9 protein-coding genes and 2 pseudogenes are annotated in these 10396 nt (G+C 67.1%); 7 read left to right on the top strand and 4 right to left on the bottom strand.

The genetic code is table 11. From position 1 onward, the window contains the following. On the top strand, nt 1-609 hold a 609-nt coding region (locus H7290_RS18975), incomplete at its 5' end, for an LPXTG cell wall anchor domain-containing protein (protein ID WP_290515585.1). Nucleotides 610-627: 18 nt separating this feature from the next. Here the strand turns inward: H7290_RS18975 and H7290_RS18980 are convergent. Both H7290_RS18980 and H7290_RS18985 read right to left on the bottom strand, forming a co-directional pair. Further along, nucleotides 628-2415, bottom strand: a complete 1788-nt coding sequence (locus H7290_RS18980; protein ID WP_290515586.1) for a DUF4012 domain-containing protein — start codon at nt 2413-2415, stop codon at nt 628-630. A gap of 38 nt (nt 2416-2453) precedes the next feature. Continuing rightward, the gene (locus H7290_RS18985) at nt 2454-2915 is read right to left on the bottom strand and encodes a hypothetical protein (protein ID WP_290515587.1); all 462 of its coding nucleotides are present in this window, start codon (nt 2913-2915) and stop codon (nt 2454-2456) included. 209 nt (nt 2916-3124) lie between these two features. Here H7290_RS18985 and H7290_RS18990 point away from each other — a divergent pair, with 209 nt between their 5' ends. From H7290_RS18990 to H7290_RS19005, 4 genes are all read left to right on the top strand, one after another. Next, nucleotides 3125-4630 carry a hypothetical protein gene (locus H7290_RS18990; protein ID WP_290515588.1) on the top strand — a complete coding sequence of 502 codons (1506 nt, stop codon included), beginning with the start codon at nt 3125-3127 and terminating at the stop codon, nt 4628-4630. A 158-nt stretch (nt 4631-4788) separates the two neighbouring features. Next, the gene (locus H7290_RS18995; RefSeq protein ID WP_290515589.1) at nt 4789-4941 is read left to right on the top strand and encodes a hypothetical protein; all 153 of its coding nucleotides are present in this window, start codon (nt 4789-4791) and stop codon (nt 4939-4941) included. A 26-nt stretch (nt 4942-4967) separates the two neighbouring features. Then, a complete protein-coding gene (locus H7290_RS19000; RefSeq protein ID WP_290515590.1) occupies nt 4968-6515 on the top strand; it encodes a DUF1800 domain-containing protein in 1548 nt (515 codons plus the stop codon). Beyond that, on the top strand, nt 6512-7771 hold the full coding sequence (locus tag H7290_RS19005; protein WP_290515591.1) for a DUF1501 domain-containing protein: 1260 nt from the start codon (nt 6512-6514) through the stop codon (nt 7769-7771). Before H7290_RS19000 ends, H7290_RS19005 begins: the two co-directional genes overlap by 4 nt. A 37-nt stretch (nt 7772-7808) precedes the next feature. Here the strand turns inward: H7290_RS19005 and H7290_RS19010 are convergent. Then, nucleotides 7809-8084: pseudogene (locus H7290_RS19010) on the bottom strand (IS30 family transposase); the annotation flags it as partial. 52 nt (nt 8085-8136) lie between these two features. On the opposite strand from H7290_RS19010, the pseudogene H7290_RS21415 reads away from it, so the two are divergent. After that, a pseudogene (locus H7290_RS21415) lies at nt 8137-8385 on the top strand (transposase); the annotation flags it as partial. Nucleotides 8386-9028: 643 nt separating this feature from the next. Continuing rightward, entirely contained in the window at nt 9029-9751 is a 723-nt protein-coding gene (locus tag H7290_RS19015; RefSeq protein ID WP_290515592.1) for an SGNH/GDSL hydrolase family protein, read from the top strand. A 208-nt stretch (nt 9752-9959) separates the two neighbouring features. Here H7290_RS19015 and H7290_RS19020 read toward each other — a convergent pair. Further along, the coding region (locus H7290_RS19020; protein ID WP_290515593.1) for a transposase at nt 9960-10396 on the bottom strand (437 nt) is incomplete at its 5' end.

Consider the following 10396-nt stretch of genomic DNA (forward strand, 5'->3'; position numbering starts at 1 on the left):
GCCATCATCCTTGGCTTCAGTAGCCTTCTGGTTGTAGGCATTCAAGGGACGGCCTCGGCCCATCACGCGGCCGGGCACACCGGGGGGCCCGGAACCAACTGTGACCAGCCCCGCGATGCGCGCTATCCCCCTGGCCAGTGCGCGAGCGCAGGAGTTGGAGCGTCGGAGACCACGGTCGAGGTCGGCCAGGGGTTCCGCTTCCACGGCGAGGGATACGCCCCAGGGACGTCCGTCACCATCACGTTGTACTCCAAGCCTGTGGTCTTGGGGAAGGCCAACGTTGACCGATTCACCTTCTTCCAGACACTCATCACCATCCCCGTCGGCACGGCGCCCGGCGCGCACCGGTTGGTCGCCAGCGGCACCGGTGTCGACGGGGCGCCGCTCAGTCTGGGCACGGCAATCACCGTTGTGGCGCCCGGGGTCGTTGCTCCAGGTGGCGGTTCCGGGTTGGGTGGTACCACCGGCGACGCGGGGAGCCGTGGCCCGATCTTTGGGGTCACACTTCCGCGGACTGGCACCGATGCGGCCATCGTGGGCGCCTTAGGCGTCGTTCTGGTGGCTGTCGGGGGCGCGACCATCGCCGCCAGCCGCCGCCGCGCCTCTTAGACCTTTCTCCGGAACAACTCAGCAGGCCGGTACAGCGACCCGCACGCCAAGCGGTCTGCTCAACGGTTGCACCGGGATGCGGGCCTGGCCTGGCACGGTGGGCTCCGCGAGCTGCAGGACAAGCTGCCGCGGCTTTCCGCGAGGTAGATCCAACGTTAGAAACCACTGCGGAATGCCAGCTTCGACTCCGTACGACAAGTACGGAGCCGAGCCGACCGCGTCCATCGTGAGAGGGCGGCCATCCAACGTCGCCCTGATCAACCTGGACCCTGGCGTCCCGTAGACCCGGAGCACCACCCCGGAGTCCGTTGACTCGGTGCTCACGCCATCGACGTTGCGGACCGTCATGTAGGGCGGAAGACCCTCGGCAGGCGCCTGGTTGGTCAGGCGAACGCTGATCGAGCTGGGCCGTCGTACGCCTTGACACGGCCCTGCGAGATAGACAACGCTCCGGTCCAAGAAGTAGTCCAGCTTGCCGCCCGTCGCGTTGCTGACTACCGGGAAGGCCAGCGGCCCAGCGCCGCCGGGCAGCGCCCCGTCGACCTCGGCCGCACGTAGGCCTGGTTGCAACAACGAGTCCCGGCTCGTCATCCGCAGATGCCCGGAAGTGACCGCCTCCGCCAATCCCCGCACTAGCGCCCTGGTGTCGCTGCCTGGGCTGCTGAGGGTCGCCGCCGCAGCGACAGCGAAATCGCTCAGCAGATCCTTCCGCACACCCCTGTCCCGATTGCCCGAGACGCCTCGATACTGCTCCACGGCCAGGAACTCGACCAGCCGGTCGGGCGCGACGGTGAGGTCACCGACAACCAGCGGTGAGGTCCCGCGCAAGATCGACGCGAGCGCGACCGAATCCAACGCGATGACCCCGTCCAGTGGCTTCCCCCCCTGCGCCTGCCAGAGCGCTTCGACGACCCTGGCGACCGTCGGCAGGTCGGGGCTGAGATTGACGTTCTGCCAAAGCTCCAAGGCGCCGTCACCGCCGTAGAGGTCGACGTAGGACGCCGGCACGCCTGGGGGTACCGCGACGGCACCGTTCTCCAGATCGGCGTTGCTGCCCTGATCCACCGTCCGAAGCTGCCCGGCCTCTGCCTCAATGACGGCGAAGCCACCAATCAGACCGCCAGTACCGCGACTTTCGGCGCTTTGCTGCACCAGCACGAGATAGCGGCGTGCGCGGTCGGACCCGAGCAAGGCGGGAGCCAGCTTGAGCGTCCTGTCGGCGGACCCGAGGAGATCGACCACCTGATCGACCTGGGCTGCCAGCTGTCGCTGAGCCGTGGCCACGGCCCCCACAACGGGGCCGGCCGGCCGGCCGAGCCGGTCCCGCACGCCCTGCGCGGCCAACGCGCTGGCGTGGACCTCCGGGGCTGCCGCCTTGATCCGGGCGAGATCAAACGAGCCATCGGCTCGGCGTAGGGTCTGTGGGCTCAGCGATTCGGCTGCCGCCACAGCTCCGGGCAACACCACCCGGGACAGGTCGTCAGCACCTGCGACCACAGCGCGCACCGCCTTGAGCGTCACGCCGACGTAGGGCAGGGCCGCGGTCGCCTTCCACACCGGGTCGTCGGTCAGTGCGCGAGCTCGGGCGGTGTCCTTTCCTGCCCGGACGACCGCGGCCCGTGCTTCCTGCGGGCGACCATCGAGCAGCGCCTGTCGCGCCGTGTCCAGAGCAGCCCGGGCGGCCTGCAGGTGGCGCTGCGCCGACAAACCGGAAAGGCCGAGCCAGACCGCGATGACCGTCGCGAACAACAGGAGAATTGCTGTCCTGACTACCCACCTTCGGGCAGTGAACGAGATGGCAGCCACGTCAGATAGTGGCACGAACAGCAGTGCCAGCAACGCCCTCAGACACTCGTGCCGGCCGGACCCAACGCAGCCGCACCCAGCAACACGACACCAAGCGCCACCGTGGCCGCGCCCAGAAGGGCTGGCCAGAGCGGACGATCACTGATCGAAGGCAGCGGAGCCTCGCCGGAGCCCCGGGCCCGACGGGACAGGCAGCTGGGGCAACGACCCTTCCCCTGGGGAAAGGCCCAATACGGCGTTGTACGCTCCAGCCGCGACGCCGCCCGCCGGACCGCATGGCGCACCACCAGCCCGATCAGGCTCAGCCGACGCTCGCCGGCCCCCCAACGCTTACCGCACGCTTCGCAACGGCAGACCACGGTGTCGTCCTCCGCACCGCGCAACCGGGCGACCACCGCACGCACCGGACCCGACATCGAGACAACGAGAAGCAATGCCCCCAGGGCGGGAAGCAGGACCGCAGCCACGAGCAGGCCGTACGCCCAATAACCGCTCGCCATCGCCCCAGTCTGCCTTAATCTGCGGCAGGTGTGGTGAGGTGGGGCCGGCAGACCATGGGCCACCGCATCGTGGCTGGCATCGCGACGAACCCGGAAACGAGGCCATGCAGCCAGAGCCACCGCCAGAATCCGCACTGGCGCCTATCACGACGCACGACGCAGAGTCACCGGAGCAGTTGGCCCGCCTGCTGCGCTCTCTTGAGTCGATCGTGTCCGACCAAGGCGCTCAGGGGCGCCACCTCGTCGAGGCGCTGACCGCGCAACTGGCCGACGGTCAGGGGGAAACGCTGCATTCGCTGCACACCGCGGCCGCGGCCGTTCGGCGTCACGCCACCCAGTTGGCAACGGTCGCTGTCGAGCCCAGTCGTGAGGTTCGCGTCTTGATCGCCGACCTCGAATCGGCAGCGGTCAACCTCCGTCAGACAGGTACGACGGTGGTCCGCCAGGTCACGGGCGCGCTCACCGAGGAGGTGGCCGCCCGGGTAGTTGCCCTCGAAGCACAGCTCACTCGCGCAGCCCTCGAGACGGCAACAACATCCACGGCCGGCCTCCGGGAGCAGCTCGAGCTCGAAGGCATGCGCATAGGCGGCCAACTCGCGGCCAGCACCGCAGCCAGTGAGCTGCGACTGGACGCCACGGCCATGCGGGTCGCCCAAGCCATCGAGACCTCCGGCACCAGCATCATCGCGCAGATTGACGCCGTCGGGGCCGCGGTCCTGATTCAGACCTCGACGGCAGTCAACGCCCTCGAAGCGAGCGTCCAAGCCACCGTCGACAGCATGACTGAGGCATCAGCGCAGTTCACCCGCGGAGCCGGCGTCGCGCTCTCGATGCTCGAGGAGCACGTCGCCCGGACCCGAGACCTGCTTGAGTCCGCCGGGGACGCAGTGGCGGTCACCACCCAGGCCGCGTGCACCGCAGGAGCAGCGCAGCTGGAGATTGCTGGAGCTGATGTAACGATCCGCAGCGAGCTGGCAAGCCAATTCCTGGCGGCGCGCGTAGAACTGGCAGCGACGGAACTCACCGCCGGCCTCAGCAGTGCAGTTGCCGTCGCCCAGGGATCCTTCGACCGAAATGCCGCCACGGTTCACCGCCGGCTGACCCGTGCTCAGCAAGGCATGATCGCTGTCTCCGACGCTACGCTCGCGGGCATCGAGTTTGCCGGGAACGCCTTGTCATCAATCATCACGGAAAGCACCAGGGAACTGTCCACTGAGGCCACCGAGTTCCTGGGGGCCCTGGACCAGCTCGGTGTGGAGCAACGCCAGAACGATGAGCGTCAAGGCCTGCGAATCGAGGCCCGAATCCAGCGGTTGATCGAGCGCTCTGACCGAGCCGTCGGTCAGCTGACCGAGCAGCTTCGGCGGGAGGCCGAGAAGCTCACTGTCAGGGACGAGCAGCACGAATATTTCCGGGCGCAGGAGTTTGCCCGCGTCTTGGAGGACGTGCTGAGCCGGTCCGGTGCGCGGGGCCGCGACCTTCGCGAGCGGGTGGTCCGCGTCCTGCAGTCGGACCGGCGCGAACGCCAGGCGACCGTCGTGGCGGCCGAGCCCACCCAGCTCACACCCACCGTGCCCACACCCACCGAGCCGGCACCCACCAAGCCCGCACTCGTCAAGCCAAGGCCGACCAAGCCCACACCTGCCAGCCTGAAGCGCCCCGCTCCGGCCAAGCCTCGCAAGCGCGTTCCGAAGAAGCAGGAGAACAGCACGTGACCGGTCCACAGCGTGGTGGGAGAGATCAGCAGCCCTTAGCGCCAGCTCGACGGGTTCGCCCTCGCAGTCCCGAATCGCCAGAATTCGCGCCGTCGGACTACGACGATGCCGAGGTCGCCCGTGGTCAGTCGGCCGCCGTGCTAGGCGCGTTGGGCCGCATGCAGTTGCGCTTGGACGTCCTGGCTCGCGAGCAGTCCACGGCTCTCGGGCACATCCAAGACGCACTGGAACGACTGGAAGCTCGAGTGGCCCAGCAGAAGCCGGGCACCGGCCGTTTCGCTCCGGACGCACCCGACGAGCAGTTGCCGTAAAGCCTTTCCTTCTTGAGGGGACTTAGATGTCGAGCACATCACCGTTTGTGAAGCATGACGCCACGCTGCCTTCCAGACGCGCCGTGCTCACCGTGGCTGCTGTAGCGGGCAGCACCATTGCGTGGAAGCGAGCCGAGGCGACCAGCACCGCTCCTGACGCAACCCCCGGAGCCGAGATCGGCCGAGACCCCAGCTCCGTTCTGCACCTCCTGCGACGCCTTACCTACGGACCGACGCCGGAGCTCATCGAGCACGTGCAGCGCGTCGGCGCGCGGATCTGGCTGAACGATCAGCTCGGACAGAAGTCGGACGCCACCTCGGATCTCGTGTCAGCGACTTACCTCACGCTGGGGCTACCCGCAGCGCTACTGATCCACGAGACCGGCCAGCGCAACCCGGTGCAGGACCTCCAGGCAGCAACCTTCACCCGCGCCGCCTGGGGAGACCGGCAGGTCGCCGAGTTGCTCGTGGAGTTCTGGAGCAACCACCTGTCTATCTACGCGAACGCGCCGCAGGTGAGAGGGCTCAAACTCGTCGACGACCGCGAGGTTGTGCGCCCGCACGCCCTAGGCCGCTTCAACGACCTCCTAATCGCGAGTGCGCGGAGCCCCGCCATGCTGCGTTACCTCGACGGGGCGAGCTCTCAGAAGGGCCACCCCAATGAGAACTACGCCCGCGAGCTTCTTGAGCTGCACACCGTCGGGGTCGAGTCTGGTTTCAGCCAGCAGGACGTGCTGAATACCGCCCTGGTCCTCACGGGTCGCAGCGTGGATGACACAACCGGAGTGTTTACCTACCGGCCAGAATGGCACCATGTAGGTCCGGTCCGCGTGCTGGGCTGGAGCGCCCAGAACGACGATCCGGCCGACGGGATGCAGGTCGGTGACTCCTTGCTGGCCTACCTGGCTATTCACCCGGCCACCGCGACCCGGCTCGCCGAGAAGCTCGTACGCCGCCTGGTCAGCGACACTCCGTCCACCGGTCTGGTTTCCAGTGCGGCGCGGGTCTACCTGCGCTCCGGAACCGGCGTTGTCCCCGTTGTACGCCACATCGTGGCGGACCCGACGTTTGCCGCCAGCGCAGGCCGCAAGAGTCGGCGGCCGCTCGAATGGCTGACAGCAGCGATCCGCGGGCTTGGTCTCCACCACGACCTGGCGAACAGTCCGACTGGCGCAAACCCGCTCGTCGCAGTGCTGCACGAACTCGGTCACGTGCCGTTCGACTGGCATCCGCCCGACGGCTATCCGGATGTCGTCGGAGCTTGGGCCTCAACGGGCACCCTGCTTGCCCGCTGGAATGTCGCCCAACGCCTGGTCCGCAGTGAAGTGCCCGGTCTACAGAAGTTCGACGCGGAGGCGTTCCTGGGCACACCGCTGCCACGTGACGGGGGCTCCCTCGTCGACCGGGTTGCCGTGCTGCTGCTCGGCGCACCGCCACGACGCGGGCTCCGCGATCCGCTGCTGCTCGCGATCGACTGCAGGTCGAACACTCCACTTTACGGCGCTCAGGCTCTCAAGCTCGTACCAGCGCTCGCAGCGTTAGTGTTGAGCTCCCCCGACATGGCAGTGCGATGACCATCCAAGAGCCGTGCTGCGGTGCCACGGTTGCGGTCAACAGGCGGCGATTCTTGGCTGGGGCGGCCACGCTGGCCGGGGCGGGATTGCTCGAGCTCGCCGGGGCCTCGATGGCATTCGCAGCACCGGGAGCTCCCGCCACCGACCTGCTCGTGGTGGTCACCTTGCGCGGTGGCGCCGACGGTTTGAGCCTGGTGCCGCCACTGGCTGACCACGCCTACACCAAGGCACGACCAGGTATTGGCGTGCGCAAGGGCGAAGCCCTTCCGCTCGACCGATTCTTCGGCCTGCACCCGCGGCTCGCTCCCCTCCTGCCGTTCTGGCAGGCCCAGAGTCTGGCAATCGTCCAGGCGGTCGGCGACCAGGACGGGAGCCGGTCACACTTCACCGCGACCGAAGCTCTCGATCGTGGCGTGAACGCCAGCAGCTCGGTCTCGACAGGGTGGATCGATCGGCATCTGACAACGAGGCCCCAGCGCGCCCACGCTTTTCCCGCCGTCGCCATCGGAGGCCAGGTCCCGCAGTCACTGCAGGGCCCAGCCCCCGACCTCACGTTCCCGACGGTCGACGCCGTCCGGATCCGCGTTCCCAAGAACCACCAGGCCGCGGTCGAGCGCGCGCTGCGCCAGATGCACACCGGGGTTGCCGGGACGGTTAGTGTCTCTGGACTGGCGACGATGGACGTCCTCAAGTGCCTCGCGCCCACCCAACAGCGGGCCTATGCGCCGCGCCCGGGTGTGGACTACCCGGCGGGTGAACTGGGACAGGCGCTACGTCAGGTGGCCCAACTGGCCCGTGCCGACGTCGGTTTGGAGGTCGCTTGCGTGGACTCCGGCGGCTGGGACACCCACACCGGCATGGGGTCAGCCTCCGGCGGGCCGATGGCTGAACAGGTGGCACGATTTGGCGCAGCCTTAGCAGCCTTCGCCCGCGATCTCGGCCCATTGTTTCGAACCACGACGATCATAACCGCGTCGGAGTTCGGTCGGCGCGTCGCCCAGAACGCCAGCGGCGGCGTTGATCACGGACTCGGGAACGCCATGCTGCTGCTCGGCGGCGGGGTGCGCGGGGGACGGGTCTACGGACGTTGGCCCGGGCTTGCCGACAAGGACTTGGAACAGGGCGATCTGCGCGTCACCACCGACCAACGTGACGTGTTCGCCGAGGTAGTCCGCCGTCGGCTAGGCAACAGCAGAGCAACCGAGGTGTTCCCCGGCCACGTGTCGCGGGAACTGGGGCTGGTTCGCCAGCGGTGAATTGGCCCCAACACCGTTCAGTTGGGATGGGCGGGCTTCAAGTGGTGAGCGCAACGACCTGCGCGAGCCTCTCCGATGGTGTCATGTAGTCCAGCGTCTTGCGGGGCCGGTCGTTGAGGCTCTGCACGATCGCGGCCAGCTCGGTGGCGGTGACGCGCGACAGGTCGGTGCCCTTGGGCAGGTACTGCCGGAGCAGCCCGTTGGTGTTCTCATTCGAGCCGCGCTGCCACGGTGAGTGCGGGTCGCAGAAGTAGACCGGGATACCGGTCGCGATCGTGAAGGTCCGGTGTGCGGCCATCTCGGCGCCCTGGTCCCTTGTCTCGTGCCGGGTTTGATGGAGACCATCAAGCCACGGAGGATCAACGATGGCAGCACCACGGAAGGACCCTGAGGAGTTTCGGGAGCGAGCGATCCGCATGACGGTCGATGCGCGCCAGGACCCCGCTAGCCGCCCGAGCGCGTGCGTGCGGATCGGTGAGCAGTTGGGGATCAACCCCGAGACGCTCCGAGGCTGGGTGACTCAGGCCGAGATCGACGCTGGCGCGCGTCCCGGTACCAGCACGACGGAGGCAGAGACGATCAAGCAGCTGGAGCGGGACAACCGTGAGCTGCGGCGCGCGAATGCTATTTACGAGACCTACCCGGCCCCTATGTCAGGAGTTCTGGATCCATCAAGTCAGCCGCGGCCTGCCCCGCGCCGTGAACAACCTCGCGATCCAAGCCCTCATCGCCGCATTCGCGACCAACAAGGGCATCGTCGACGAAGCCTCCGCCTGCGCCGCCGTCACGGAGGTCACGACAGACTGACGACCAACACGACAGCACGACCACGAACCCCGCCGAGCTCCAACCGGCCGGGGTTCTCTTTCACCCACCAAGCGTCGTCAGCGAACGTGACGCCATCGTGCTCATCCGACGCGTCGGCCTACACGGCGGCTTCAGACCCCAACTACACCGTCAACTGTGATGAGCCACTTTCGCTGGCCACCAGCGGGGACCAGAGCTTGGCCGTTGACATCCTCTCGTTGATCTAACATCAAAACCTTCGTTCGATCGGTCGAGGCGGACGCGGCCGACCCGTTGACCGCATTGCCCAGCGAACCCCGCGGTTTGCCTGTTACTGACCACGCACCACCTCACGCAGGTTCACCCGCGAAAGCACACCGTGATTGGCGACCGTACCGCCGGTCTTGCCGTATGACACACTAAGTGATGATTTGGAAAAGGCGCCACCCGTGGCGAAATGGCGAGCAGTACATGTTCAGCGTTGCGTTGGCGGCTGTCGTCGCACTGATCGCGTTCAGCCTGTTGCAAAAATCAGATGTGCCCTCGCCACCAGAGCAGGCGGTTCGAGCACTCGTGCCACTGCCTGTCGCGGCCGCGCCGTCACAGCCAGCTGAGCTGGACACCGTCAGACTGGTGAGGCCGAATAACGCGCCGATGCGCGTCCTGTTCGTCGGGGACAGTCTCACCGGCGCGTACTTCGCCTCCGTGGAGGAGAACGGGTTTCAGTCAGAGGTCATCCGAGCTTTGACAGACAGCGGCGGACACGTCGAGGCGATCGGAGCCTCAAGAGCCGGCGCCAGTTTGACGACGGTGGCATCGATCACTGACGTGCCCTCCGGGCTGCATCTGGCCGTGGTTGAACTCGGGACTAACGACGTTGGGGCTCGAACGTCATTAATCAATTTTCGGGTTCAATATGCAAAACTGCTAGAACGTATACGCCTCACGTCGCCCGCCGCTGCGCTCGTCTGCCTCGGGGTGTGGCAGACCAGCGGCAGTTACGACGTGATTATCGAGGATGAATGCATCAGGGCTCGCGGTGCTTACCGGGGGTTGCGTGACCTCTACACGAAAACATCGTTGCACGCTGCCGCTGGCTCACCGACGTTCCAAGGACCAGCTGACGGTTTTCATCCGAATGACGCCGGACATCGCGCCATCGCCGACCGGGTACTCAAGGCGCTCACAACGTAACTGCGGATCCCCGCACGTCACCGTCCGAGCCGGACCCTGGTTCGAATCGCAAGGGTCACAAGTGCGCCAACGGCGGAGATAGGGCTTACCACATGTTCACACCGACGCCTTACGCGCGCCTTCTGCTCGAGGTCGGTCGACCCGGGTCGCATTGAGGGCTCTTCGCACTTGAGCGGGGTGGCGCTCATGGATCTTGACTGCTGATGGTTCACGCGGCCCGGAGGGACGCGCTGTGCAACATGTTGCGTCGTTCGTAGTTGCTCTGGTTCCTGAAACCGCACGCGACCCGCTTGATCTGCTTGATCACCCGGTTGTAGCCCTCGGTCCGGGCGTTCGTGCCGCCGAGCTGCAGGAAGGCTTCGATCTCGGGCCACCACCGCTCGATCGTGCCCGCCAGGCGGGTCGCCTCGGGCAGGTCCGCGGTGACGCAAGCGGTGAGGAACCGGGTCCGCCGGTGGGCGGTCTCGTGCCGGCTGTACCGGGTCGGGCCGTGCCCGGCGAGCAGCTGGCGCAGGAGCTCCTTGCACGCCCAGGCCGCGCCGATCTCGTTGGTGGGGTCGTCGGTGGTGAACACGGTCGTAAGCCGGGTCAGGGCCTTCGGGCCGAGCTGGTCACCGTTACGCAGCAGCAGCCGGCGGTGCGCCC

The sequence above is a fragment of the Aeromicrobium sp. genome (genome assembly GCF_014378035.1).
Taxonomy (GTDB): domain Bacteria; phylum Actinomycetota; class Actinomycetes; order Propionibacteriales; family Nocardioidaceae; genus Aeromicrobium.